This window comes from Desulfatibacillum aliphaticivorans DSM 15576, assembly GCF_000429905.1.
In the GTDB taxonomy this organism is placed as follows: Bacteria; Desulfobacterota; Desulfobacteria; order Desulfobacterales; family Desulfatibacillaceae; genus Desulfatibacillum; species Desulfatibacillum aliphaticivorans.
The window spans coordinates 50,458-74,840 of record NZ_AUCT01000011.1 but is presented as its reverse complement, the minus strand read 5'-3'; the positions used below and the strand labels follow the sequence as shown (position 1 = coordinate 74,840).

Annotated in this window: 25 protein-coding genes and 1 pseudogene; 14 read left to right on the top strand and 12 right to left on the bottom strand. The window is 55.6% G+C overall.

What is annotated here, in order from left to right:
* Nucleotides 1-225 precede the first annotated feature (225 nt).
* Nucleotides 226-1,473, bottom strand: coding sequence for a cation:proton antiporter (locus G491_RS0112305; RefSeq protein ID WP_028314820.1), 1,248 nt, complete (start codon nt 1,471-1,473; stop codon nt 226-228).
* A gap of 378 nt (nt 1,474-1,851) precedes the next feature.
* Entirely contained in the window at nt 1,852-3,372 is a 1,521-nt protein-coding gene (locus G491_RS0112300) for a B12-binding domain-containing radical SAM protein (protein WP_028314819.1), read from the bottom strand.
* Nucleotides 3,373-3,814: 442 nt separating this feature from the next.
* Between G491_RS0112300 and G491_RS33835 the strand changes: the two genes are divergently transcribed.
* The 13 genes and pseudogenes from G491_RS33835 (at nt 3,815) to G491_RS30575 (ending at nt 14,410) form a co-directional block, all read left to right on the top strand.
* The gene (locus G491_RS33835; protein ID WP_012611118.1) at nt 3,815-4,531 is read left to right on the top strand and encodes a MerR family transcriptional regulator; all 717 of its coding nucleotides are present in this window, start codon (nt 3,815-3,817) and stop codon (nt 4,529-4,531) included.
* A gap of 266 nt (nt 4,532-4,797) precedes the next feature.
* Nucleotides 4,798-6,135 (top strand): ABC transporter substrate-binding protein, encoded by a 1,338-nt coding sequence (locus G491_RS0112290; protein ID WP_028314818.1) that lies wholly within the window; start codon nt 4,798-4,800, stop codon nt 6,133-6,135.
* Between the two features lie 155 nt (nt 6,136-6,290).
* Complete coding sequence (locus G491_RS0112285) at nt 6,291-7,172, top strand: branched-chain amino acid ABC transporter permease (protein WP_028314817.1); 882 nt, start codon at nt 6,291-6,293, stop codon at nt 7,170-7,172.
* Nucleotides 7,165-8,163, top strand: coding sequence for a branched-chain amino acid ABC transporter permease (locus tag G491_RS30585; protein ID WP_012611115.1), 999 nt, complete (start codon nt 7,165-7,167; stop codon nt 8,161-8,163). Before G491_RS0112285 ends, G491_RS30585 begins: the two co-directional genes overlap by 8 nt.
* A complete protein-coding gene (locus G491_RS0112275; protein WP_028314816.1) occupies nt 8,160-8,915 on the top strand; it encodes an ABC transporter ATP-binding protein in 756 nt (251 codons plus the stop codon). The genes G491_RS30585 and G491_RS0112275 overlap by 4 nt, the downstream gene beginning before the upstream one ends.
* Before the next feature lies 1 nt (nt 8,916).
* Entirely contained in the window at nt 8,917-9,630 is a 714-nt protein-coding gene (locus G491_RS0112270) for an ABC transporter ATP-binding protein (protein ID WP_028314815.1), read from the top strand.
* A gap of 24 nt (nt 9,631-9,654) precedes the next feature.
* Nucleotides 9,655-11,211, top strand: a complete 1,557-nt coding sequence (locus G491_RS0112265; RefSeq protein ID WP_028314814.1) for a class I adenylate-forming enzyme family protein — start codon at nt 9,655-9,657, stop codon at nt 11,209-11,211.
* 98 nt (nt 11,212-11,309) lie between these two features.
* Nucleotides 11,310-11,828, top strand: coding sequence for a hypothetical protein (locus tag G491_RS0112260; protein WP_028314813.1), 519 nt, complete (start codon nt 11,310-11,312; stop codon nt 11,826-11,828).
* Between the two features lie 84 nt (nt 11,829-11,912).
* Nucleotides 11,913-12,536: a hypothetical protein gene (locus G491_RS0112255; RefSeq protein WP_028314812.1), complete on the top strand. Its 624-nt coding sequence runs from the start codon at nt 11,913-11,915 to the stop codon at nt 12,534-12,536.
* Nucleotides 12,537-12,572: 36 nt separating this feature from the next.
* Nucleotides 12,573-12,863 (top strand): annotated as a pseudogene (locus tag G491_RS36710) (MBL fold metallo-hydrolase); the annotation flags it as partial.
* Between the two features lie 70 nt (nt 12,864-12,933).
* Nucleotides 12,934-13,239, top strand: a complete 306-nt coding sequence (locus tag G491_RS35870; protein WP_051327210.1) for an MBL fold metallo-hydrolase — start codon at nt 12,934-12,936, stop codon at nt 13,237-13,239.
* An 83-nt stretch (nt 13,240-13,322) separates the two neighbouring features.
* The gene (locus G491_RS0112245) at nt 13,323-13,556 is read left to right on the top strand and encodes a MoaD/ThiS family protein (RefSeq protein ID WP_211239141.1); all 234 of its coding nucleotides are present in this window, start codon (nt 13,323-13,325) and stop codon (nt 13,554-13,556) included.
* Nucleotides 13,553-14,410, top strand: coding sequence for a HesA/MoeB/ThiF family protein (locus G491_RS30575; protein ID WP_035218703.1), 858 nt, complete (start codon nt 13,553-13,555; stop codon nt 14,408-14,410). Before G491_RS0112245 ends, G491_RS30575 begins: the two co-directional genes overlap by 4 nt.
* Before the next feature lie 129 nt (nt 14,411-14,539).
* On the opposite strand, the gene G491_RS0112235 is transcribed toward G491_RS30575, so the two are convergent.
* Both G491_RS0112235 and G491_RS0112230 read right to left on the bottom strand, forming a co-directional pair.
* Nucleotides 14,540-15,487 carry a 1-acylglycerol-3-phosphate O-acyltransferase, YihG family gene (locus tag G491_RS0112235; RefSeq protein WP_028314809.1) on the bottom strand — a complete coding sequence of 316 codons (948 nt, stop codon included), beginning with the start codon at nt 15,485-15,487 and terminating at the stop codon, nt 14,540-14,542.
* A 106-nt stretch (nt 15,488-15,593) separates the two neighbouring features.
* The gene (locus G491_RS0112230; RefSeq protein WP_012611106.1) at nt 15,594-16,364 is read right to left on the bottom strand and encodes an SDR family NAD(P)-dependent oxidoreductase; all 771 of its coding nucleotides are present in this window, start codon (nt 16,362-16,364) and stop codon (nt 15,594-15,596) included.
* A gap of 239 nt (nt 16,365-16,603) precedes the next feature.
* On the opposite strand from G491_RS0112230, the gene G491_RS0112225 reads away from it, so the two are divergent.
* Complete coding sequence (locus G491_RS0112225) at nt 16,604-17,056, top strand: Hsp20/alpha crystallin family protein (RefSeq protein ID WP_012611105.1); 453 nt, start codon at nt 16,604-16,606, stop codon at nt 17,054-17,056.
* A gap of 455 nt (nt 17,057-17,511) precedes the next feature.
* On the opposite strand, the gene G491_RS0112220 is transcribed toward G491_RS0112225, so the two are convergent.
* From G491_RS0112220 to G491_RS0112180, 8 genes are all read right to left on the bottom strand, one after another.
* Nucleotides 17,512-18,240, bottom strand: coding sequence for a hypothetical protein (locus G491_RS0112220; RefSeq protein WP_028314807.1), 729 nt, complete (start codon nt 18,238-18,240; stop codon nt 17,512-17,514).
* Between the two features lie 99 nt (nt 18,241-18,339).
* Complete coding sequence (locus G491_RS0112215) at nt 18,340-19,404, bottom strand: hypothetical protein (protein WP_028314806.1); 1,065 nt, start codon at nt 19,402-19,404, stop codon at nt 18,340-18,342.
* A 54-nt stretch (nt 19,405-19,458) separates the two neighbouring features.
* On the bottom strand, nt 19,459-20,112 hold the full coding sequence (locus G491_RS30570; RefSeq protein ID WP_051327208.1) for a TetR family transcriptional regulator: 654 nt from the start codon (nt 20,110-20,112) through the stop codon (nt 19,459-19,461).
* 112 nt (nt 20,113-20,224) lie between these two features.
* On the bottom strand, nt 20,225-21,088 hold the full coding sequence (locus tag G491_RS0112205; RefSeq protein ID WP_028314805.1) for a hypothetical protein: 864 nt from the start codon (nt 21,086-21,088) through the stop codon (nt 20,225-20,227).
* Nucleotides 21,089-21,136: 48 nt separating this feature from the next.
* Nucleotides 21,137-22,105, bottom strand: coding sequence for an alpha/beta fold hydrolase (locus tag G491_RS0112200; RefSeq protein WP_012611100.1), 969 nt, complete (start codon nt 22,103-22,105; stop codon nt 21,137-21,139).
* Entirely contained in the window at nt 22,102-22,467 is a 366-nt protein-coding gene (locus tag G491_RS0112195) for a hypothetical protein (RefSeq protein ID WP_028314804.1), read from the bottom strand. Before G491_RS0112195 ends, G491_RS0112200 begins: the two co-directional genes overlap by 4 nt.
* Nucleotides 22,468-23,240: 773 nt before the next feature.
* Nucleotides 23,241-24,119 (bottom strand): glycosyltransferase family 2 protein, encoded by an 879-nt coding sequence (locus tag G491_RS30565; RefSeq protein ID WP_035218699.1) that lies wholly within the window; start codon nt 24,117-24,119, stop codon nt 23,241-23,243.
* Between the two features lie 29 nt (nt 24,120-24,148).
* Nucleotides 24,149-24,328 carry a hypothetical protein gene (locus G491_RS0112180; protein ID WP_028314802.1) on the bottom strand — a complete coding sequence of 60 codons (180 nt, stop codon included), beginning with the start codon at nt 24,326-24,328 and terminating at the stop codon, nt 24,149-24,151.
* Between the last annotated feature and the right edge of the window lie 55 nt (nt 24,329-24,383).

Here is a 24,383-nt window from a genome sequence, read left to right as displayed (position 1 = left end):
GCACTGTGAAAAGTCCCGGAGAACTCAAGCTGCGTGTGTGTATCCCCATAATGAATGCAAAATAAAATTTTAACATAGGGGCGGGGATCAGAGCCAGTTTTTTATCCGGCCGGTTGAAAGGAAAGGGGATAGGCTTCACGCGGAAAGCCGTACAAGATTCCTTGGCGGCAATGCGCCCGTCAGCGAAGAAACGCCGTCACGCCCAAGGATTTGTGGGGGGCAGGGTCAATCTTTCGGCGGTGCGGATTTTCCCGACTGGACCAGACGCTTGATGGTCAGGCCCTGGACGAGGATGGAGAAGACCACCACGGCGTAGGTCATGGTGAGGATCAGCTCCCGGTTGCATTCCTTGGGCAGGGACAGGGCCAGGGCCACGGAAATGCCGCCCCGGAGGCCTCCCCAGGTCATGATGGATATGGCTTTGGGGGCGAAAGGGCGCCATTTTTTCATGACAAGGACCGGGCCTCCCACGCTGATGAACCGGGCCAGGAGCACCAGGGGGACGGCCAGGATTCCGGCAATGAGGAATTCGCCCTGAAATGAGAGGATAAACACTTCCAGGCCGATGAGCACAAAAAGGAGGGCGTTCAATATTTCGTCGATCAACTCCCAGAAGGTGTCCAGGTTGTCCACGGTTTCTTCGGACATGGCCAGGCGGCGGCCGTGGTTGCCGATGAGCAGGCCGGAGACCACCATGGCGATGGGCCCGGAGATGTGCAGCTTGTTGGCCAGGGCGTATCCGCCCAGGACCAGGGCCAGGGTGATGAGCACCTCCACCTGGTAATTGTTGATGGAGGAAAGGAGCCTGAATGCGATGTATCCGGCGACCAGCCCCAGGGCGATTCCTCCCAGGACCTCCTCTCCGAACAGGGCCAGCACATGGCCGGGGGAGACATGCCCGCTTCCCGCGGCGATTTCCAAGAGCACCAGAAAGACCACCACGCCGATGCCGTCGTTAAACAAGGATTCCCCGGCGATTTTGGTTTCCAGGGTTTTGGGCGCCCCCGCCTTTTTAAGGATCGCCAGGACCGCAATGGGGTCCGTGGGCGAAATCAGGGCGCCGAAGAGCAGGCAGTCCACAAAACGCAAGCCCATGTGGAAAAACGAGGCCGCATAATAAAAGGCGCCTCCCACCAGGAATGTGGAGGCCAGGACTCCCAGGGTGGCGAAAACCGCCACCTCCAGCTTCTGGGCGGCCAGGTCGTCCAGGTTTACGTGCAAAGCGCCGGCGAAAAGCAGCAGGCCCAGCATGCCGTTCAACAGCACCGTGGAAAAGTCGATCCCGCTCACCAGTTGATCCGCGTAATGGGCGACGGGCAGGCCCATGCCTTCCAGCAGAATCAGGGCCAGGGACGCCGCCAGGGACAGAAGCATGAGCCCGATGGTCATGGGAATGCGCAAAAAACGGTGGTTTATGTAAGCAAGGGCCGCAGCCATGCTGATGAGAATGGCGATGGTGTTCAAGGCTTCCATGGCGCTGTATCCTATTCAAAAAAATGAGCGGGAATCTGATCCGTTAAATGAAAAGATGCAAGGCAGGATAGCATCAAGCACCGGGCGGCGCAAGATTTTAGGGGCCTAAAAAAGCCCGGGAAAGGCGGCGGCAAGCGGCCTTTCCCGGGCGAACCATGAAACGCTCCGAGGCGCGGTGAAAATAATGTGCAAATGGCGGCCTCGCCTCAGAGAATGGGGAACTGCATCGGCGCTCCGCAAGGAGCAATGACCCAAATGATAAATACCCTTAAACCCTTGACCCAATGTAGTTCCGTGACTGCATCTACCACGGGATCAGGGGGATTGGCAATAGAAAAATATCAAAATATAATGGTTTGAATTGTCATAAATAAAAAATCAGGCCGCCTCCTGGGCTTTTACCATCTGTCGTGTGATTTTGTGAAAGTGATGGCCCACGATGGAAAATTTGACCGCCTCGGAAAAGGTCCTCCGATTCTTCACAAATCGGGTGGTTATGAACTTAAGGTATTGATATCCATAGGGAGTGAAAGGCTGTCTGGCCAGGGACCGGAGGAGCATCATGATTTCCCGGAACTTCACTTCCCGCATGGAAAGGGAAGGGTCTCCAACGTTATCCAGTAACTTGCTGCACCGATCGAAGTAATTTTTCAAGTTTTTATCGTATATTATTGACAATAATTTCGTATAGGCTTGTTCCAGGGTTGCTGCGTCCATCTTGGTCCGGAAATTGGCTGTCGTGTTGTGGGTGTTGTTGCCGTCGCTCACCCGGAGCAGACGCCCCTCCCGCTCCAGCCGGCTGTGCAGCTCCGTGCCCGGCAAAGCCGTGAGGATGCCCACCATGGCCTGGGGAATGCCCGTCTGCTGGATGAAGGCGGCCTGGCGCTCCACGATATCCTCGGTGTCCGAGTCAAATCCCAGGATGAATCCGGCCATGACTTCGATGCCGTACTCCTGGATTTTCATGACGGCCTGGGCCATGTCGCATTTCAGGTTTTGGGTTTTTCCGGTTTCGGCCAGGGCTTCGGCCGAAGGGGTTTCAATGCCGATGAACACCTCGTTGAACCCGGCGGCGGCCATGCCCTGGAGCAGGGCGTCGTCGGCGGCCAGGTTGATGCTGGCCTCGGTGAAAAAGCGGAAGGGGTATTTATGGTCCTTTTGCCACCGGAACATGGCCGGCAGCAGCTCGGTTTTGACCCGCCTTTTGTTGCCGATGAAATTGTCGTCCACCACAAAAACCGGGCCGCGCCAACCCTGGTCGTGGAGGGTCTGCAACTCCCGGATCATGCTTTCCGCAGGCTTCAGGCGGGGCTTATTGCCGTACACCTTCCAGATGTCGCAGAACTCGCAGTTGAAGGGGCAGCCTCGGGAGTACTGAACGCTCATGGACGCGTAGGAGTCCATTTTCAGCAGGTCGAACCGGGGCGCCGGAGTCTGGTCCAGAGAGGGCCTTTCCGGCGGCGGATACAGCCGTTTGGCCTCGCCCGCCTGGAAATCCTCCAAAAATCCCTGAAAGGAGTTCTCCACCTCGCCCAGGACGAAATGGTCCACGCCGGTGATTTCCTTATGGCTGGAGCCTGCGTAGGGCCCTCCCGCAATTACGGGCTTGCCCGCGGCCCTGGCCAGGGCGACGACCTCTTCAAACGAATCCTTCTGGATAATCATGGCGGAGACAAACACCGCGTCCGCCCATTCCAGATCCTTTTTCCGGAGCTTTTCGATGTTCAGGTCCACCAGCTTCAGGCTAATCTCCCGGGGAAACATGGCGGCCAGGGTGATCAGCCCCAGAGGGGGCATGGAGCTCTTTTTCCGGACAAACCGGAGAGCGTGCTTGAAGCTCCAGTAGGTGTTGTCGGGAACCTTGGGATAAACCAATAAGGCGTTGGTAAGTCTCTTCATGGCATGGACTCCTGTCTTGCTCGATTGGGGGAATAGATATGTACGCCGTGCTTACAAGCAAGATAAGCGAGTTCCTTCGCCCTGTACACCCCTGACCGATCCTTTTACATTTGTTTTACAAGCCGTGCGGGGTTCCTTTAGTTGATGGCAAGATATTTTTCAGGATAAATGTAAAACAAATGTAAAAGTTGGAGTTGCGGGGGGGCTGGAGATTTCAATCAGATGGGAGGAAAAAAGGCGGGCTGCTAACCTGCTAAAGTGTATATCAATACTATTTGATATATACGTAACTGAATAATTATACTGCTATTTTTGAGGTATTGAATAATTTGTCTTGACAAGCCGGGGCCGACGGCCTTAAGCTGATTCCAAAGACTCGCGATAGGCATTTCACCAATCTGCACACACTGTTTCCGCCGTTACTTTTTTTAAGGAACCATTCATGAAAATCAGCGAATTGGCCAAGGCGGCCGGAGCGCCCAAGGAAACCATTCATTTCTACATCCGGGAAGGCCTGCTTCCCAAACCCCGGAAAAAGGCCCGCAATGTTGCGGAGTACGACGATTCCTACATCGAACGCATCAAATACATCAAAGAATTGCAGGACAAACATTTCCTTCCGTTGTCCGAGATCAAAAAAATCGTCAAACGCTGGAACAAAGGGTCTCCGGTCCAGGGGGCGGTTCTCCAACTGCAAAGCGAGTATTTCAGCGCGGTGGAGCGCCTTTTGCCCGGGGAAATCAAGGGAGAGGAGAATTTTCGCAAAGCCACGGGGCTGAGCGAAAAATGGCTGGTCAAGGTGGAGGAGTGGGGCGTAATAACGCCGGAAACCATTGACGGAGAAAAGGTGTATTCCCAGGACGACGTGTCTCTGGGCAAGGTCATTTGCGACATGGGCCGGGTGGGGCTGGGGCCCAAGGACGGATTCGATCCCGAGGCCCTGCGCCAATACAAGGATGACTTCCGGGGTCTGGCCTCCAAAGGCAACAAATACTTTTTCGACGCCCTATGGAAAAAGGTGGACGATGAATCCTTTCACGCCCGGGCCCAGCAGGGCATGGAGATCATGAGCATTTTCTATTACCACCTGTACCGGAAGCTGGCCAAACAGACCTTTGCGGAAGAAATGGAAAAACGGCGGAGCGAAAGCTCCGAATAGACTCCTTCCAAAACCCGGACGTCCTCACGGCGCCCGTGAACCAACCTGAACCATTCCCCCGAATCGCACGGGGATGCGTATATAAATGGATAAAAGGCGCTTCGGCTTAGGCCGACCAGGCCGGACGCCTGTATAGTGCGCAGCGCGCCAAACCGGATTAAACACTAACATTGTGAAAAAAGGAGGAGCTTCAGGATCGGAAATTAGATTATTCGACGCTTTTTTCTTACATTCAGAGACTTCAACGAACACGCAAGGAGGTTACAATGCAAAAGACATTAAAGGCCGTTTCCTTTGCCGCCTGTTTGTTCCTGGCCGCCTCTCTGTTTTTGGCAGGCTCGGCGTTGGCCGAAAACGCTTTTAAGATTGAAGATATGTCGGACATGTCGGACTTTGATCCCAACAACTTTCAAAACCCAACCGGAGATACATTCAAAATCGGCCTGCTCCAGATTTTCAGCGGGCCGGGCGCCGGAAACGGCGAATTGTTCTGGCTCACCACCGCCTGGGTCGCCCATGACATTAACAAACGGGGCGGCATCATGATCGACGGCAAGAAAAAGCTCATTGAAGTCATCAAGGGCGACGTCATGGGCAAGCCTGCAGCCACCAAAAAGGCCGCCGAAAAACTGGTTCTGGAGGACAAGGTGGACGTCCTGTGGGGCACCTCGGGCAGCCATCTGGCCCTGGTCATCCAGAACGTGGCCGAACGTTATAAGGTCATCTTCCATCAGTCCCTTTCCATGTCCGATTCCCTCATGGACGAGAAAAACTTCAACAAGTACACCTTTCAAACCATGTGGACCACCAACCAGGTCGGGGAGACCACGGCGTATTTTTACGCCCAGCGCAAAAAAGAAAAGAAATTCTACATCATCTGCCAGGACTACCTCTTCGGCCACTCCCTGGCTGACGCCTTCAAAAAGGGCCTGGCAAAATACTATCCCGAGGCCGAAATTGTGGGCGAAGACTACCACCCCCTGTTCGCCAAGGATTTCGCCCCCTACCTGACCAAGGCCAAAGCCTCGGGCGCGGAAGTCATCTTCACAGGCGACTGGATGCCCGACGGCGGCAACCTGGTCAAACAAGCCCGCCAACTGGGAGTGGACCTGCCCTTCGCCAACATTTTCATTGACGAGCCCAATTCCCTCGCCGCCATCGGCCCGGAAGGCACCAAGGGCCTGGTCAACCTCAATCAGCACATCGGCGATAAAAACAACAAAAACGGCATGGCCTTCGCCAAAAAATGGAACGACCTGTGGAAAGACAAATGGTCCGCGCCCTACAACACGCTCCTGTATAAGTGGCCCGGCGGCACTCTGGGGTATGCACTGGAAAACACCTATTGGATGCTGGACGTGTTTGAGAGGGCGGGCTCCTCGGATCCCGAAAAGGTCATCAAGGTCTGGGAAGGCGACGTGTACTACACCGCCGACGGCAAGCGGCTTGAAATGCGCGCCTGCGACCACGTGACCATCCGCGACACCTACGCTACGGAATACGTGTATCCCAATCCCTGGTTTGAAGAAATCTCCTCCGGCGATGAGGTCTTTGTCATTCCGGCTGAAAAATCCATGCCCGTCAAGGGAGGGAATTGTAAGTAGCCGGACCGGTCGAATAAACAAACACGTTTGAACCGCCCTGACAGTCGCAATTCGGCGTCATCCTCAAGCCGCTCCCCCCTCCGGCCATGCCCGGGGCGGGGGATCCGGCGCCGTACACACAGTTTTCAGCTTTAATTTTTTGGAGGACATATTCCATGAGCCCGGTAACGGCAATGTATGTGGCCCAGGCCATTCACGGACTGACCTACGGCATGCTTTTGTTCCTGGTGGCGTCCGGCCTGACCCTCATCTTCGGCATGATGGGCATACTCAACCTGGCCCACGCCTCGTTTTTCATGCTTTCCGCGTATTTCTGCTACCAGGTGGTCGCCTGGACGGACAGCTTCTGGATCGCCCTGATCCTGGCCCCCCTGGGGACCGGACTCATCGGCGTCTTCGTGGAAAGATTTTTACTGCGCAAGGTGCAGCAATACAACCTGGGGCACATTGGCGATCTGCTGCTCACTCTGGGCATTTCCCTGGTCATCGCCGAAGGCGTGAAAACCATCTGGGGCACGGAAAGCCATCAGGTGGTCATCCCGCCCTCTCTGGAGGGCCTGGTTTCCGTGGCCGGGCTGGAATACCCCATTTACCGGCTGTTCATCATCGGGCTGGCTGCGGCGATTTTATCCGCCCTGGCCTTCATCCTGTACAAAACCCGCCTTGGCATGATCATCCGGGCGGCGGTCTCCGACGCCGACATGGTCAGCGCTTTGGGCATCAACATGCCCCGGGTGTTCATGTTCGTGTTCGGCGTGGGAACGATCATGGCCGGCGTGGCCGGGGTGGCTGCCGCGCCCATGCTCACGGTGTTTCCCGGCCTTGCCGACCAGATCGGCCTGGACGCCTTTGTTGTGGTGGTCGTGGGAGGCTTCGGCAGCCTGTTCGGCGCCGTGGTGGTCTCTCTGTTTTTGGGCGAATTGAACGCCTTCGGCATCCAGTTCATACCCAGGTTGGCGCCGGTTTTGGTCTTTTTGTTCATGGCCCTGGTGCTTTCCTTCAAACCCATGGGATTTTTTGGAGAACGCGATGATTAAATCCAAACGCAATCTTGCCTTGTGGGTTGTCTTCCTGGCTGCGGCGGGAATTGCTCCCCATGTGTTGGGCATTGTCAAAACCAATGTGCTGGTGGAACTGGCCGGGTTCGTCCTGTACGCCGTCAGCCTGAACCTGCTGCTATCCTACACCGGGGTGCTCAGCTTCGGCCACGCCCTGTTTTACGGGGTGGGGGCCTATACCACAGCCCTCCTGCTGTACCACGTGGAAGGCTTTCCCGTGATCGGCGCTTTGCTTTTAAGCGGCCTTGCCGCCGGCGTCATAGGCCTGATCCTCAGCCCTCTCCTGGTGCGGGTGACGGGAACCGCCTTCGCCATGCTCACCCTGGCTTTCGGGCAGCTCATGTTCATCCTGTGCCTCAAGTTCCGGGAAGTCACGGGCGGCGAGGACGGCATTGCCGGATACGACGTCCCCAACCTGAACATTCCGGGGATCGCCTCCTTCGACATGCTGGACCCCACGGTCTTCTACTATTTCGCCCTGGCGGTCTGCGTGATCGGCGTCCTCATCATGTGGTACATCACCAAAACCCCCCTGGGGCAAGTGGTGGTGGGCATCCGGGACAACACCCTGCGGGTGGATTACCTGGGCTATAAGGTGCCCCAGACCAAGGCCATCGTATTCGCCGTGTCCGGCTTTTTCGCCGGCATTGCAGGCTCCCTGTTCGCCTTGTTCCAGGGGATCGTCTCCACGGACGGAGTGCTGCACATTATGGTGTCGTTCTATCCCATCATGGCTATCCTTATCGGCGGCATAGGCACCTTTTTCGGCCCCATCCTGGGCTCGGGCGTCCTCATTGTCCTGGAAGACCTGATCATGCGGTACACGGAGCGGGCGGAGCTGATTACCGGCCTCCTGTTTATCGGCGTGGTGCTCTACGCCCCCGGAGGCCTCCTCTGGCTGTGGCGGGGCCTCATGGCCAAGCTGTTCGGTAATAAATCCCAGCCCGCGTCCGAGGAGGTGGAGGCATGAGCGAAAACATCCTGGAAACCATCAACCTGTTTTACGACTACTCCGGCCTGCAAGTGCTGACAGGCGTGGATTTGCAGGTGGAAAAAGGCGAACGCCACGCCATCATAGGCCCCAACGGGGCGGGCAAGACCACCCTGTTCAATGTCATCACCGGCATGTACTCCCCCAGCCGGGGCAAGGTTATGTTCAAAGGCAAAAACGTAAGCGGCTTCAAGCCCCACAAGCTCTCCCGCCTGGGCATGGGCCGGTCCTTCCAGATAACCAGCACCTTCCACAACCTTTCCACATTCCAGAACATCCGCATGGGCGTGCTCTCCCGCATGGGCATCCGCTTTAATATGTTCAACCGGGTGGACAAGATGGAGGAGGTCACCAGGGAAACCAACGCCATCCTGGAGCGGATCAACCTGAAAGAGGAAACCCACGCTCCGGCCGACGCCCTGTCCTACGGCAAGCATCGTTCCCTGGAGGTTTCCCTGGCCATGTCCACGGACCCGGATCTGGTCATGCTGGACGAACCCACGGCCGGCATGAGCCGGGACGAAACCCATAACGCCGTGGACCTCATCCGCAGGCTCACCGAAGGCAAGACCATGGTCATTGTGGAGCACGACATGGACGTGGTTTTTTCCCTGGCCGACCGCATTACCGTGCTGCATCACGGCAAGGTGCTGGCTGTGGGCAAGCCGGACGAAATCCGGAACATGAAAGAGGTCAAGGACGCCTATCTGGGTCACAGGAGGGAGGTGTAGCGTGTTTTTGGAAATCAAGGATTTGAATACCTATTACGGACCCAGCCATGTGCTTCAGGGGATTTCCCTCAACGTGGAGCAGGAGGAAATCGTCGCCCTGTTAGGCCGCAACGGCATGGGAAAGTCCACCACCCTGAAATCCGTCATGGGCATGGTCAAGCCCAAGTCCGGTAAGGTGGTTTTCCAGGGCGCCAATATTTTCGGCAAGCCTCCCCATAAGGTGTCCATGGCCGGCATAGGCTACGTGCCCGAGGAACGGAGGATTTTTCCCAACCTCACCGTGGAGGACAACCTGCGCATAGGCGTCAAAGGCGGGGTGGTGGACGAAAGCAACCCCAAAGCCTGGACCCTGGAGAAAATCTATGAGGTTTTTCCCTCCCTGAAAAAACGGCGAGACAATAAAGGCGCCAACCTCTCCGGCGGAGAGCAGCAAATGCTGGCCATAGGCCGGGCGCTTATGGGCGCCCCGTCCCTGCTTTTGGTGGACGAACCCACCGAAGGCCTGGCCCCCATCATCGTGGACGCGGTCCGGGACGTTTTGGAGGAAATCAACAAGCGGGGCGTTTCCATCCTGTTGGTGGAGCATAACCTGGAAGTGGCCATGAGCCTGGCCCACAGGGTGTATCTGATGGGCAAGGCCCACATCGGATTCGTGGGAACCGTGCAGGAACTGGACGACAACCCCGAAGCCCGGGCCCAATACCTGGAGGTTTAAAATCGAAAAGGGAGGGTAGGAATCATGCTGGAACGCGCAGGATTAAACATTGCCGGTTCGGTAGGGACCCATGCCAAATATCGCGGAAGCCGCATCGCCTTTAAATGCGGAGACCGGCAGGTCACGTGGGGCCAGTTCGACGCCAGGGTGAATCAGGCGGCAAACGCCCTCATCAAGGCGGGCCTGAAAAAAGGCGATAAGGCCGCTCTGTTGTCCTTGAACTGCATCGAAGCCCTGGAAATCATGTGCGGCGTGCTTCGGGCCGGCGGGGTGATCGTCCCTCTCTCTCCCATGCTGACCTCCGGGCAACTGGCCTTTTTGACCCAGGATGCGGGCGCAAAGTTTTTCTTCTGCACCTTTCCCCTCCAAGGCCTGGTGCAGCCGGTTCTGGATCAACTCAACGGCATCCCCCAGGAGCGGCGCATGGCCGTGTTCTTTGACGAGGAAGGGTGGACCCCTTACGAAGACTTTTTGTCAGGCGCCTCGGTAAACCACGTGTACGTACCGACCCAGGATCAGGACGAGGCAGTCATCATTTATTCCTCGGGAACCACCGGCCTGCCCAAAGGCATTGTGCACACCCATTTCAGCCGCACCATGCTTGGCATGGCCGGCGGCCTGGAATTCCGCATTCACAGCGGCTCCACCATGCTCATCAACACGCCTTTGTTCACCAACGCCACCTGGGTCATGCTGTTGGGGTCTATGGGCGTGGGCGCCTTGGTCATCCTGTTGCCGACTTTTTCTCCCGAGGCCTTTTTTCAGGCCGTGGAACAGGAAAAAATCACCCACACCTTTTTGGTGCCCACCCAGTATCACGTGATCCTGGATCACCCGGACTTTGACAAGCACGACCTGTCCAGCCTGGAGATCATGGTGTCCATGGGATCGGCCTTGCCCTTGCCGGTCAAAAAGCAAATCCTCCAGCGCATGGGCAAGGGGCTGATCGAGTTGTACGGCCTGACCGAAGGCGTGGGAACCACCCTCAAGCCCGAGGAAATCGAGGAGAAAACCGGCTCCGTGGGCACGCCCATCTCCGGTACGGAAATCCGCATTATCGACCATGAAGACAAGGAGCTTCCCTTCGGCGAAATCGGCGAGATCGTGGGCATCAGCTCCGGGCTCATGAAAGGCTATCACAACAGGCCCGACGCCAATGCGGAAATCATCTGGAAGGACGAGTTCGGCAGGAGCTTCATCAAGACAGGCGACATCGGCCGGTTTGACGAGGACGGCTTCCTGTACATCCTGGACCGGAAAAAGGACATGATCGTGTCCGGCGGCATCAACGTGTTCGCCTCGGATATCGAGGAGGTATTGATCCAGCACCCGGACGTCAACGAAGCCGCGGTGGTGGCCATCCCCCATGAAAAATGGGGCGAGACTCCCCTGGCCCTGGTCATTCCCTATCCGGACGCCAAGGCCCGTGAAGACGAGATAATGGGCTGGGTGAACCAGCGCCTCGCCAAGTATCAGCGCTTGGCCAGGGTGGAGTTCCGCCGGGAGGATTTCCCCCGCAACGCTCTTGGCAAAGTCCTCAAACGCCAGCTTCGCGAACCCTATTGGAAGGATCAAGCCTGATTGACATTTTCATGAAAATCCTATAGCCCGTTTATGGAAAGAGCAATTATTTTTTGCAACCATCCATAAACGGGTTTGTAGTCTATTGAGTCATGCTAATGAATCTATTCAAAAAGAAAAATGCTGCAGCCAAGGCATCGAGCGAATTTGTCTGTAATGTGCGTTTGGACAGGAGCGAAATCAAACGTTTGTTTATTTGGATTTTTCCTTCACTGCTAATTCCTTTGTTGCTTTATAGCTTTTTTGATCGCGACGGTCTGACAGTGTTGGAAACCGTTTTTGTTTCTTTGGGGACATCGCTATTCGCGGCGTTTTTTCTGTTTTTTTTAGCAGTCGTCGACGATTATACAAAAATATACAAAGGTGGAATTGTCGTCTACGATTCTTCGCGTCGTTGCTTAGTGAGCATGGGATGGCACAACATGGTTAAAGTGCGGAGCGAGTCCATGTCGGGGTTTCAAGTCATAGCCATCAAAGGGAGGGACGGCCGGGTGATCAAAATGATGCAAAACATAAAGGACAAAGAAGCCGTTGCGCAAACAATCAAAGATCTTGCCGGGCCGGATAATCCCCTGTATCTTTTTTTACGGGAAGAATTGTTGAAATCAAAAGGGTAGAGTATTGGAATGTCGGATATATGGGTTTTACGAATGATTGCTTTCCCTCTGCTATTAGCATTAATGGCTATAGGAGGATGTGACATGGGGGCGAAGAAGCCGGATTTCCGTCTTGTGGACGGAGTACAAGTTACTTCTTTGAAAGGAATCAGCGAAGGCTACTCAGAGCATTTGACCGATAAAGGCTTCTATATGTTCACCATTAACGTGTCTGCCGAGAACATTCCAAGTCTTTTTCTCAGTCTTTCCTCTCTCGTGCGGGAACCCGCATTTTTTCTGGTTGAACTTGGAGCAAATGAGGCAGAGGAGAAGGAATTGCGAAGAAATGCTTCGGATCCATTCCATAAGAACGTCTACTATCTCGATGATATCGACTTTATGAGAGCGAAGAAGGTATTTTTGTCGAATGAACGCCTTCTTGTCCATGATGGCATGGTCAATTTCGGTTTTGGGTCGCATAATGGATATGACGAGGTTTTTGTCGGGGGGTACAAAATCTTTGAGATTTATACCGATTCACCGGAGAAATATCGGCGCAAACTCGCAGAACTTGGCGTCCCTCAAACTTTGACCCGAACCGTCTGGGACAACTTTGATAAAGACTCGCCTGGAACACGGAACGCTTTAGCGGAGGAGCCAACAATTTGGGATATGCTGGATCAGATGATGTCGGAAGGTTTTTATCGCGCCGAAATCAGAGAAGACTAACGGGATCTGTAAAAGGAATTGTTTATTGAGGAAGCCATGACCGAACCTGAAAAAACAATGGATATCAAAACTCTGGCCGTGGGGGCTTATCAGGCCAATTGCTATATCGTCGCCTGTCTGAAAACCATGGAGGCCGTAGTCATCGATCCGGGCGCGGAAGAGGCCCGCATCGCCGCCGCCGTCAAGATGATGGGATGCAATGTCAAAATGATCCTGGCCACCCACGGGCATGGCGACCACGTAATGGGCGCCAAGGGCTTGGCGGACATGTTGAACGTCCCCATCGCCATGCACGAGGACGACGTCAGTTTTTTCCAGGGAATTTATATGGATCGGCCGCCCAGCCAAAGCTCACGATATCCCCAAACGGACATCCAGTTCAAGGACGGCCGGATTTTTGAAATCGGGGGGGCTTCAGTTCAAGGTGCTGCACACGCCCGGGCATTCCCCCGGCTCCTGCTGCTTTTTATGCGGGGACTATTTATTCACAGGCGACACCCTGTTTGTGGAAGGGGTGGGCCGCACCGACATGGGCGGCATGACCCTGCAGGATCTTTTGAATTCCGTGGAAAGCAAAATCCTGCCCCTGCCGGGCGAGACCATTATCCTGCCCGGGCACGATTACGGACCGGCGCCCACATCCACCATCGCCAGGGAAAAGGCCAACAATCCTTATATCCGGGACTTTCTTTTGGACAAATAGGCGCTGCCCCTACTCTCTTTGCCTTGACCCCACGTTCGGATTTGGGCCATGATATGCAGGAACAATAATCTGTAGGAGTCATCATGTCCCTGGAAATTCAATTAAAACTCTTCGCCACCCTGGCAAAATACACGCCCCCGGACCCGGATCATTTTCCCATCCAGGAAGGGGAAACCGCCGCTCAGGTGCTTGAAAGGCTGAACGTCCCCCTAAAGGAGGTCAAGCTGGTATTCATTGACGGAGTCCGCAAGGACCTGAACTGGGCGCTGACCGGGGGCGAGCGGGTGGGGATTTTTCCGCCCGTGGGAGGTGGATGATGGCGGACCTCAGCCAGTCTTTGGTATACGCCTCTTATCAGGGAACCCATCCCCAAACCGACCCGCGCCGCCTTATTAAAGACCGCGAAATAGGGCGCATCGCCGAGGAATTCGGGATCAGCCGCATTGAGGCGGAAATCGCCGCCTTGGAGGCGGAAATCGCCCCGGCCCGGTACGTCCGCAACATGGCCGCCCTGGACTGCAAGGACCAGATTCGCCTGCTGAAATCCCGGGCGGCGATTATCGGTTTAGGAGGTCTGGGAGGATACGTCGCCCAGACCCTGGCCCGCTCCGGCGTGGGCAGCCTGGTTCTGGTGGACGGGGACGTGTTCGAGCAAACCAATTTGAACCGGCAGGCCTTCAGCACCATTCGCACTTTGGGGGAAAACAAGGCGGAAGCCGCCCTGGAGAAGATTCGCAAGATGAATCCCTCGGTGAATCTGGAATGGGAAGGGGTGTTTCTGGATAAGGACAACGCCGAGGCCATCCTACAAGGCGCGGATTTGATCATGGATTGCCTGGGCGGGCTGGATAACCGGGTTCTTTTGCAACAGACTGCCCGGGATTTGGAAATTCCCCTTATTTCAGCCGCTTTAGCCGGATTCACCGGCCATGTGACCGTGGTGTTTCCTGGGGATCAGGGCCTTTTTCCCGTCATAGGGAGGGAGGACGATTCTTCGGGAGAAGGCGTGGAAACCGACCTGGGCTGCCCGTGTCCGCCGGTGATGCTGGCGGCAAGCATTCAATGCTCGGAAGCCGTCAAGGTGCTGACCCGCAAGGGACAGGCCCTGCAAAACAAGCTCCTGGCCTTTGACCTGCTGGACAACACCTTTCAGGTCTTTGACCTCTCCTGAGGCGAGAGGATCGCTTTCCTGCTCTTTCCGTATATAACGCTGGATCCCCGGCAGGTTTCTCTCCCCGATAAAAAAAGCCCGGCCTTCTGGGCCGGGCTTTCTATTAATCGAATTATGGCCGGAGCTTTGTCATCCCGCGGCCGCGGCCGGCTCCTCGTTCGTGTCGGCGGCTTCCGGGCCCTTGCCTTCCTGGCTCAGCAGATCGTCCAAAAGGGCGTCCTTTTCCACCCACAGGTCATTGACCCATTTTTGAAACCGGGTCCGGAACAACTCGTCCTTAAAGTAGTCGCCCTGCACCTCTTCCGCAATGGGCAGGGTTTCCACCCGCACGGTGATTTTGGCGATGCGTCCGCACAGATAATCCCAAAAGCTCTTGTCGCCGTAGGGATAGGCGATGGTCACGTTCACCAGGGAGTGCAGCTGGCCGCCCATGGCGGCCATGACAAAGGCGATGCCCCCGGCCTTGGGCTTCAATAAATGCTTGAACGGGGAGTTCTGGCGATCGTGCTTTTCTTGGGTGAAGCGGGTGCCCTCCACATAGTTGACGATGGAGACGGGCATCTTCTTGAATTTTTCGCAGGCCTTCTGGGTGGTTTCCAGGTCCTTGCCTTCCAGATGGGGGTTCTTTTTCAGGAAAGCCTTGGAATAGCGCTTCATAAAGGGAAAATCCAACGCCCACCAGGCGATGCCCATAACAGGCACCCAGATCAGCTCCTTTTTCAAAAAGAATTTCAAAAAGGGAATTCTGCGGGAGAAAATGGTCTGCAGCACCAGGATGTCGGTCCAGGATTGATGGTTGGAGATCACCAGATACCAGTCCTTGCTTTTCAGGGAATCCACTCCCTGGACGTCCCATTTGATATTATTGATAAACCGGCCGTTGAACGCGTTGACAGCCACCCATCCCGAGGCGATATATTTTAAGATGACGGCGCAAAATGTCCTCCAGACGTCTATGGGAATAATCAGCTTGAGGATGGAGATGGGAACCAATAAGGAGAAAACAACCAAGGTGTTGAGTCCAAGCAGAATGCAATGGATGCACCCGCGCATCGTGGCAGGCAGAAAACTGAGCATAATCCCTCGCTTTAGGTAAGCGGCCTTTTTGCTGCAAAGGCCATGCAAGGCCAAAGAGGGATTAGCCGGAAGGCCTCCAGGGGCCTCCCGGCGCCGCTCTTTGACTTTAGAAATTGATGTACGCGCCGTCTATGATCACCATGTCGCCGGAGTGGTAGGCGCTGGCGTCCGAGGCGAAATAAACGGCTATCCCCCCGAAATCCTCCGGTTGTCCCCACCTTCTGGCGGGAATCCGGGGCAAAACCTTTTTCTGGAATCCTTCGGTCTCGAACCAGCCGTCCGTAATGCTGGTTTCGATCCAGCCCGGAATAATGGCGTTAGCGCGGATTCCGTATTTTCCGTATTCCACGGCAAGGCCCCTGCACATGGAAAGAAGCGCACCCTTGGTGGAGGCGTAATGCTCGCCCCTCGCCATGCCGGAAATTGCGGAAAGGCTGGAAGTGGCCACCAAAGACCCTCCTTCGCCCCTCTCCACCATATGCTTGGCGGCGGCCCGGAAGGTGTAAAACACGCCGTCCAGGTTGATGCTCATGATCTGGTTCCACTCTTCGGTGGTGGTTTTGTGGAACGGGGTTCCCCGGGCGCCGACGCCGGCGTTGGCGAAGCAGGCGTCCACCTTGCCCAGCTTGTCCACGGCCTCGGCAAAGCAGGCTTCCACCTGCTCTTCGTTGGAGACGTCGCACTGCAGGGCCAGGACCTTGGTTCCAAAGGCCTTGAGCTCTTCCTCGGCCTTGGCGTTGGCTTCGGGCTTCCGGCCCCAGACGCAAATATCCGCGCCCGCCTGGGCCATGGCCTTGGCCATTCCCAGGCCAATGCCGCCGTTCCCGCCGGTCACCAGTGCAACTTTTCCTGTCAGATCGAACATAGACACCGCCATAACAACCTCCTTGGTAGCAGCATTTACCTTGTTCAGGAAACGCTTAATAATGATTTTACATTTCTTTTACTTTTGTCATCTGCAACACTGTACTCTTGTCAAAACCCGCGCCTCGACGCAAGCAGGAAATGGAAAAACAACGCCCGAACTCTTGACGCACCGCCTCCCGTGCTTACCTTATTTGCGAAGAGGAAGGCCTTCAACCTCTTAATATGACTGCAATAAGGAGGTTTTGCATAATGAATGGACTGCTGCCGTTGATTTCAGGAAGCTACAACCTGAGACAGCCGAATTTCAACACACTGGATAAACTTCTCCTGCGCAAGAGCCTGTTGGATAACCTGGGCGGCGCCCGAGCCAAAGAAGCCTGGAGCCCGGCCATGGACGCCGTGGAGCGGGAAAACGACTACGTCATCCAAATGGAAGTCCCGGGCATGGAGAAAAAGGATATCGACATAACCATCGACCAGGGCGTGCTCACCGTAAAAGGCGAAAAAGGCCGTGAAAACGGCGAGGATGATGTCAGGCTGCACATTGGGGAAAGGCGTTACGGCGCTTTCACCAAGGCCGTGAGGCTGCCCGAATCCGTGGACGCGGCCGCCGTAACCGCAACCACCAAAAACGGGATTTTGACCATCACCCTTCCCAAAGCGGAAGAGGAAAAACCCAGGCAGATTAAGGTGGGAGTATAACTTTTAGCCGGATTTTTAAAGGTTTTGCATCAAGCTCATTTGCATCATCGCTAAACAAAAGGCGCCGGGACGATTAACCCAGCGCCTTTGTTGTTTTTAGGCGATGGGGTCACCCATTTTAGGCGATGGGGTCAAATCTACGTTTGACGTTTGAGAGGCCAGCCCCGGCATGCAATGCCGGGGGCCGTCAGGCCAATAAGCGCGGCCTAAATGGATTGTCAAAATCAAGAGCGTCCGGCGGACGGTTATTCTCGGTTAAACCCTCGTTACCATGCTTTGCGTGAGAATGAATATTATAACATCTTGAAATCAAATCTATTACAATCAACGCATCAGGTTGACTTATACTCCGGTATGCATTCCCACGGAGACCATGGGAACGAGAAGAAATTATCTTTAACGCCCCATAAAACAATGGTGTTGCGTCCCCCTGAAATCCTGCGGCGGCGCTCCCGTTAACCGTTAAACAAATCCTTTAAAGAGATATCCAAATCAATTTCCACGGGTAAGGGCTTTTTCACGGTAATGCCGCAATCCAGCACCCCTTTCACCGGAGCGTTGATCACCGCATCCAGGGGCAGATTTCCGTTGATGACAAAATCCAAAGGCGCGTCCACGGTTTGATTGATGGACACGGGCAAAGGCTCCTGAAGCATGACCATCAATTCGTTGGGAATCCGGATTTCCTGGTCCAGGGGCACGTCAATGTCCAGGGGCACGCTGCCTTTGACAGGCACGGTCATGGTCACGCCCAGAACCTTGGCTTCGAATTCCGTGTCTATGGGGATTATCGCGCGCACCTTCACCGTGTCCTTCAGGCGCAGGGGCTGATCCAGCATCACTGGGAAAGTCTTGTTTAAAGGTATCAGAAAGGTTTCCTTGATGGGAATCCTGACCACCGAGGTCACAGGGAACTGGATGGGAATGTCAGCCTCAATCTTAATGGGGAACTCGTGGTCTATGGCGGCGTCCACCCGAAAGTCCTCGGTGAATGTGATGGGTAGGGATTTTTGGAGGTGCACCTGCCATTCCTTAAGCTGGGACAACTCCCGCCACATAAGCCCCAGGGCGGCGATAAGCACAATCGTCAGGATGGGGAAAAACAACCTGGCTGCGCCCCCCTTGGATTTTATCACGCTGGATTTATGGGATATTTCTTCTGAATCGCTTCTGTGGTGCCGCATGGCGCAACTCCCCTGTCCGGTTTTACCGGCCTACCCCTCCGAGCAAAGACGGCGTACAAAGCCTGAACGCCGCCTGGGTGTGTTTTTTAAAGCGTTATCTTAGGCCAGCAAATCTTTGGCGGCTTTGGATTGATAAAAGGCTTGCAGGCGCTGGCGGACGCGTTCCTCCAGATATCCGCTGGTTTTGGCCTTGGCCAGGATGGGCGCCAGGAATTCCATAATTTCCAAAATGACCATGTCGCTGGTTACGCCCACGTCCTCCAAAAGCACGTCCATTTCCTTGTCGCCGTATTTTTCAAAAAAGTAGTGCACCAGTTCGGTGTACGTCTTTTTAAAATATTCGGTTTTGCGGAACTCCATCCAGAACTCGTAGCCGATGACGATGAAATCCTCCATGTCGTCCGCGTCGATGTTGCTGTAGTGCTCTTCCAGGGTCAGGCTCGCTATATGGTCCCAGGTTCCGTCGCTGATGCCCGCAATGCGGTCTCCGTCCAGGAATCCCATGAGGAACTCCTCGCTGTCGTGGATGGCCGTTTCCACCTGAGCCTCGATGCGCTCCTTGATCTGGGCGTCGATGGCGGGTTCCAGGCTGGGCGCGGCCATGCGCACGGCGCCCTGGCCCATTTTAATGAGCGAGGACAACCCGGGCATCTTTTGCACGAACAGGTTTTGCTGCAGCACGAATTCCTTGGCCACGGTGTATATGGCGTCGGCGATGAGCCTGGAATAGGCCGGGTTCCGAACGGTCCTCTTGATGGCCGCCATGCGGACCCGGTCCAGGCTGGAGGCCTTGTCCACAATGGCGTCAAAGGATTTCCGGGGAATGATTTCGTTCAGGGTGGTTTCCGCGCTGTGTTTGGAAGCGATGACCATGCGGCTCATCTCGCCGATCAACTCGGTCAGGCCGCCGGCCACAGGCAGTTCCACCACGTTTCTTTTCATAACTCCCAGGACGCGATCCGCCGAGGCGAGCTCCTTCAGGCGGATTCCCTCCAACCATTGGAAGGCTGCCTCCACCTCTTCCCGGACGGTTTTTTCAATGCCTTTGGGAGTAAAGCGCCGCATTTCGAACTGAACGTGGGCGTCCAGCAGTTGGGCGGCGAGGTCCGGGCTTTGCTTGGCGCCGGACGCAGTTTTGGGACTGTTTTTTTTCTTGGTCGTCATGAAGCCGTTTCCACCGGATAGGGTTGAAAAAATATCTGGGAAAGCCAGCCGGCCTTAAGAGAGCAGGGCGCCCAGAAGCATAAACACGCACTCCCGGGCCGTCCGCGCTTTGGCCTCGGGCCATGCATCGGATTCCCGGCAAAGCGTTTCCTGGGCTGCAGCGGCCGCCAGATTCAGCATGGCCATGGCCAGAGCCGGGCCGTTTTCCCGGTCTTCGCCGAAATCCATGTCCAAAGAGTCCATCCGCTCCCACAAGGCCTGGGCGGATTTTTCAAACTCCTGGGCGGCCGATTCCCGCAAGGCTCGGGAACTGCCGGTTCTTTCCTGGAAAAACAGGCGAAACAGGTTTTGATTTTCGGCCGTTACTTCAAAAAAGCACTCAACAAAAGGAGAAACAACGCCCTCTAAGGCTTCGGCGATCTGAGCCGGCTCGGCGTTTTTGCCCGGTGCGGCGTATTCCATACCGTCCAGGGCCTTTTCCAAAGCCGGATGCAAAAGCTCTGCAGCCTGGTCCACCAGGGCCAGCCCCAGTTCGTCCATATCGCGGAAATGGCGATAAAACGAAGTGGGCGCAATGCCCGCCTTACGCGCCACGGACCGGAGGCTCAAGCTGGCGTAACCCTCTTCCGCACTGAGCTGGAGAGCCCCTTCCATCAAACTTTGGCTGACGATCCGACGCTGGCGTTTTTGCTCTTCCTTAAAACCCATAGGTCCTTGTTTGCTTGGTTTTTCAACCGGTATGACTAATGCGAGGTTTGACATCCTTTATTTTCCATTTGTAACAGATTCTCATTGGAACTTCCAGAGTATTTATCGCGTTTTAAACCCCTGCGCCGCGCTCGATCAGCCGTTGCATGCGCCTGCCCGCCAACAGCGTTTTCACCTTGTCGGTCATGAGGTTCATTTCCGCCCGGATGCGTTCGGCCTCCACGTTCAGCATGAGGCTGCACTCTCTTGCGCTGAGGATTTTGAAATCCTTTTCCGTCATACTGGGCGTGTAAAGCTGAGCCAGGGCTACGTAGTTATCCAGCTTTTTATACGGCGGCAATGTCAGGTTGACGCCCCGCAGCCCAAAGGTATTGGGCAGGGACAATCCCAAAGGCAGCCTCAAGCGCCGGTTCCAGGTCTCCGCGCCCTGGTGGGCCGCCAAGACCAGGTTGGCGTTGGACCGGATGGCCGCGGCGATCATGCCTCTTGACCTAAACGGCCCTACGTATTCCTTAAAGGAAAGAATGCTGTTGGCGCCTTCCGGCGCCGTGCCCGTCACCTGAATCCTGCCGGTCTTCAAAAGCCCGGTCAGGTGATCCACGGTTTTCACCTCCGTGGGCGTCCCCAGAACCCGTTTGTAATACTCCTTGAACCCCGGCACGAGAAACACCGCCTTGTGGGGAACCATGCCGCCGATCAAATCGCCGCACCCGGAATCCACATAATGCTTGCTTACCAAGGCCAAAATGGGAACCCAGGCCAGTCCCGGTCCGTGAGAAGCAATGATCACCACAGGCCTGCCGTTTTCGGGGATCAAGGCTTCCCCGTTATGCAATTCCGCCTGCTCCACAAGCCGGTTCAAAACAAAATCGTAAAAGGGCTGCATTTCCTTCAAGCGGACGCCCATGCCCTTGCCGCTTTCAAACGCCACGTTTTTTTTCTCGCCCACCCCCGGCGTATCCGGTCCTTGTTTCATTGTCCCCCTCCGAACTATCTGATTCCAAGTAATCTTTTTTTTGTCCCCTTAACCCGGATTTCCCGCGAGCAGGGACCCCTCGTCCATCTTGTTTGTTTCCAATATGCTTGGGCGCGCCTGCTCCGGCGCCCCGGCAATGTACTCCACATGGCAGTACGGCGTGTCTCCCACCTGAACAATGGGGACGTCCTTCATAAAATCCAAAATCGCTTTGGCCGTATCTACGGGCTTTTCCTCCTGGGGCATGTGTCCGCACTCCGGCAAAACCACAAAGGTTCCGCTCCCCATGTTCTGTTCCAATAGCTGTTGGCCGTAATGCAAGGGAATCCAACGGTCGTCCTCGCCCCATATCACCAGCACCGGCGCCTTGACCGAATACCCGTCGCCCATGAAACGCAGGAACGGCTTGGGATCCATGGCCCGGGCCGCCAGGGTCTGTGCGTACAGGCAGCCGGGAGACCGTAAAGGCTCGTAATAGGCCTGCACCTTTTCCGGCGTGACGAACCTGGGGTTGTAAAACACCTGTTTGAGGTAATACCGCACCACTTCCCGAGTCACGACCAGGCCGGCCAGACGCGGCGCCAGGGGAAAATGAGAGAGCCGGATGATCAGAGGGTGGGGGATGTCGTAAGGCGCCAGGGCGTTAATCAGCACCAGCTTGCTCACTTTTTCCGGATACACCAGGGACATGAGCGACGCGATGCCCCCGCCCAACGAATTGCCCACAATCACGGCCTTTTCCAGGCCCACGGCGTCCATCCAGTCCACCACGTCCTCCATGAGGCTGAACGGGTCGTACTTGCCGCTTTTGGGCTTTTCGGAATAGCCGAAGCCCTTCAGATCCAGGGCCCACACGTTATAGCCCTGCTTGTGAAGGAGGGGCGCCATCTCCTGCCAGGTGTAGGACGAGGACGCGAATCCGTGAATCAAAAGCACGTCCTCTCCTGGGCCGGGCAGCTCCGTATAATGAATCCGCACCCCATTCACACGCACGAATCGATCCCATAACAGATTCATTTATCGCCTCCCCGGCCGCATGCGCTCCGTTTTTTTGCGGCCAAACGCAAATGTCCGAAATGGCTGTAGCATGACGCCAGCAGCGGATAATCCGGCTCCAGGGGGTCCTGGTTATGGCGGACTTCCTGCTCCAGCCGGATGCCCAGGCGGGAAGCGGCCTGGCCTTCCTTGCCGTAAAAGCAGCGTTTTGAACCCGCCGCCCTTTCCGGGCGGGGAGGCGCCAGGGCTTGGCGAAGCCGTTTCCAGGAGCGTTTAAGGTCCTTGGCGCTTCCAAGCGCGTGGAGGTTGTTTTCCGGTTTAAGGGCGTTTTTCAGCAGTTCGCTGGCCCGGCTTTCGATATGGTTTAATAATTGTTTGCTCATATGTTCCTCCATTTGTATGGACAGATTTCAACTCACTTGTGCGTACAAGTGTACGCACAACCTTGCATCCTGTCAAGACGTTTTTTTCGCCGTGCGTAAAATTTTTTCCCGTGGAGGATAAAAAAGGGTGAGCCCGTTAAAAACCCGTTCCCATGCTTTGCGTGGAAGTGTATATGGAACTATTTGAAATCATGTCTGTTTTTCGGACCAAGGCTGCTGCTGCAACCAAGGGTGGCCCAGGCACAGCAGTACCGTGCCTGGGCGCGCAAGCGCAGTAGGTGCGACCCGTAAGTCGTTAGAAGCCATGAGGTTACAGCGGACGAACGTCCTATCGAAAACCAATATTAAACGCAGGGATTCAACGAACTTCATTCGCCCGTCGAACATCCCCAATTCCAATCCTATTTCCCGGCCGCACCTTTTGTTGCTAACGCAACCCAGGCAATACACTACATTGCCTGGGCCACCCAAAAACGGGCAGGGCATGCCTTGCGGCGAGCTTTTTCCACTCGTATTGGATGAATGCGGCGTGCAGGGACAGGCCCCTGCGCCTGTCTAAGGGATACCCTGAAGCAGATACAGTTAAAAGAATCCTCAAACGTGGGAGGGCAGCCCGGGCAGAGCAGTATCCTGCCCGGGTGCGCAAGCACATGTCGTTCGACCCGTCAGGCCGCAGAAATCCGATGCGTTGGGTCGAACCGACACTTATCTTGGAACGAACATCCCGTTCCCATGCTTTGCGTGGAAGTGTATGTGGAAATATCTGAAATTGATTAGATTTTAAAAGAGGAAAGAAAATAATTCAGAGAGGACTTGCGAATCAACTTCTCGGAAAAACCGTCTCGCCCCGGCCGGACAACCGTCCGTCCCAAAGAAATAGCCCAGGAGGCCAGGCCTTCCAAGGGCCTTGCTCTGCCGTGGATCTTTTCTGCAGCGTACCGGCAATTGCCGTGCATGGCGGCTTTGTTCAAAAAATATTCCCGCGTCATGCGGTCCGGGGTCATAAAATGCGTAACGCTGAGGCAGGGGTCATAGACCACGGGCAATCCCGCCTTTTCCAGGCGCAGCATGATTTCCAGGTCTTCGCTGTCGCCAAGACCCTTACCCGAACGGCCCAGGCCGGTGTGGAAGCCTCCGATTTTTACCAGAACCTTTTTGGGAAAGGCCATGTTGGTTCCGTACAGGATTTGAGGATATCTGAGAAAACGCCTTTGCGGGCCGTAGTCCAGCTTGTTGCACCAGATTTCCAGGCGCGGCGTGAACCAGGGCGGCGGCGTTTCAACGCATCCCACCCGGATGAGGCCTCCGGCCGCGCCCAGATTGGGGACGTCATGGAGCAGGCTGTCCAGGCTTCTCAGGTATTGGGGATCCAAAACCGCGTCGTCGTCCACATAGATGATGAAATCGCCCTCGGCTTCTTTGATAGCCCTATTTCTTGCGTGGGAAAGGCCCTGGCGGGTTTCCTTTACGATGCGCAGGCGCGCATGCCGGGAAGAAAGATTCTCCAGCACGGCCGCCGTCTTGTCCGTGGAGTTGTTGTCCACCGCCAGCACTTCATAGTCCGGGGCGCCTTCCTGATCCAAGGCCGCCAGGATGGACCGCTCCAGGATGTCGCTTCGATTGTACGTGCAAACGGCGATGGTGTATGTCATGACCGCCCCTCCGGCGGCTGAGCAAATGTTTATTTTTCGATAAAGGGCAGCCGGCAGGCTAGCCCCACAAACATGGCGGCCAGGCCGTTCTTTTTACCGTCGTTGACCGTGTGGCCCATAATAAAGGCGATGTCCGGCCCGGGGGCCAGATTCAAAAGCAAAGCGGCTGCGAAAAACGACGTCCCATGGGCCAGGCTGTATTCCAACATGATGCAAATTCCGAAAAATAAGATGGTTCAGGCCAATGCCTTGTCGGCCGACATC

Excerpts from the sequence above, each read along its gene's own strand:
- G491_RS33835 (WP_012611118.1), top strand. The coding sequence starts at position 3,815 with ATGAAAATCAGCGAATTGGCCAAGGCGGCCGGAGCGCCCAAGGAAACC.
- G491_RS0112290 (WP_028314818.1), top strand. The coding sequence starts at position 4,798 with ATGCAAAAGACATTAAAGGCCGTTTCCTTTGCCGCCTGTTTGTTCCTG.
- G491_RS0112180 (WP_028314802.1), bottom strand. The coding sequence starts at position 24,328 with ATGTTGGAATACAGCCTGGCCCATGGGACGTCGTTTTTCGCAGCCGCT.
- G491_RS0112235 (WP_028314809.1), bottom strand. The coding sequence starts at position 15,487 with ATGCTCAGTTTTCTGCCTGCCACGATGCGCGGGTGCATCCATTGCATT.
- G491_RS30570 (WP_051327208.1), bottom strand. The coding sequence starts at position 20,112 with ATGGGTTTTAAGGAAGAGCAAAAACGCCAGCGTCGGATCGTCAGCCAA.
- G491_RS0112195 (WP_028314804.1), bottom strand. The coding sequence starts at position 22,467 with ATGAGCAAACAATTATTAAACCATATCGAAAGCCGGGCCAGCGAACTG.
- G491_RS0112225 (WP_012611105.1), top strand. The coding sequence starts at position 16,604 with ATGAATGGACTGCTGCCGTTGATTTCAGGAAGCTACAACCTGAGACAG.
- G491_RS0112285 (WP_028314817.1), top strand. The coding sequence starts at position 6,291 with ATGAGCCCGGTAACGGCAATGTATGTGGCCCAGGCCATTCACGGACTG.
- G491_RS0112205 (WP_028314805.1), bottom strand. The coding sequence starts at position 21,088 with ATGAAACAAGGACCGGATACGCCGGGGGTGGGCGAGAAAAAAAACGTG.
- G491_RS0112245 (WP_211239141.1), top strand. The coding sequence starts at position 13,323 with ATGTCCCTGGAAATTCAATTAAAACTCTTCGCCACCCTGGCAAAATAC.
- G491_RS30585 (WP_012611115.1), top strand. The coding sequence starts at position 7,165 with ATGATTAAATCCAAACGCAATCTTGCCTTGTGGGTTGTCTTCCTGGCT.
- G491_RS30565 (WP_035218699.1), bottom strand. The coding sequence starts at position 24,119 with ATGACATACACCATCGCCGTTTGCACGTACAATCGAAGCGACATCCTG.
- G491_RS0112300 (WP_028314819.1), bottom strand. The coding sequence starts at position 3,372 with ATGAAGAGACTTACCAACGCCTTATTGGTTTATCCCAAGGTTCCCGAC.
- G491_RS0112215 (WP_028314806.1), bottom strand. The coding sequence starts at position 19,404 with ATGACGACCAAGAAAAAAAACAGTCCCAAAACTGCGTCCGGCGCCAAG.
- G491_RS0112255 (WP_028314812.1), top strand. The coding sequence starts at position 11,913 with ATGGGGGCGAAGAAGCCGGATTTCCGTCTTGTGGACGGAGTACAAGTT.
- G491_RS0112220 (WP_028314807.1), bottom strand. The coding sequence starts at position 18,240 with ATGCGGCACCACAGAAGCGATTCAGAAGAAATATCCCATAAATCCAGC.
- G491_RS0112260 (WP_028314813.1), top strand. The coding sequence starts at position 11,310 with ATGAATCTATTCAAAAAGAAAAATGCTGCAGCCAAGGCATCGAGCGAA.
- G491_RS0112265 (WP_028314814.1), top strand. The coding sequence starts at position 9,655 with ATGCTGGAACGCGCAGGATTAAACATTGCCGGTTCGGTAGGGACCCAT.
- G491_RS0112200 (WP_012611100.1), bottom strand. The coding sequence starts at position 22,105 with ATGAATCTGTTATGGGATCGATTCGTGCGTGTGAATGGGGTGCGGATT.
- G491_RS30575 (WP_035218703.1), top strand. The coding sequence starts at position 13,553 with ATGATGGCGGACCTCAGCCAGTCTTTGGTATACGCCTCTTATCAGGGA.
- G491_RS0112230 (WP_012611106.1), bottom strand. The coding sequence starts at position 16,364 with ATGGCGGTGTCTATGTTCGATCTGACAGGAAAAGTTGCACTGGTGACC.
- G491_RS0112305 (WP_028314820.1), bottom strand. The coding sequence starts at position 1,473 with ATGGAAGCCTTGAACACCATCGCCATTCTCATCAGCATGGCTGCGGCC.
- G491_RS0112275 (WP_028314816.1), top strand. The coding sequence starts at position 8,160 with ATGAGCGAAAACATCCTGGAAACCATCAACCTGTTTTACGACTACTCC.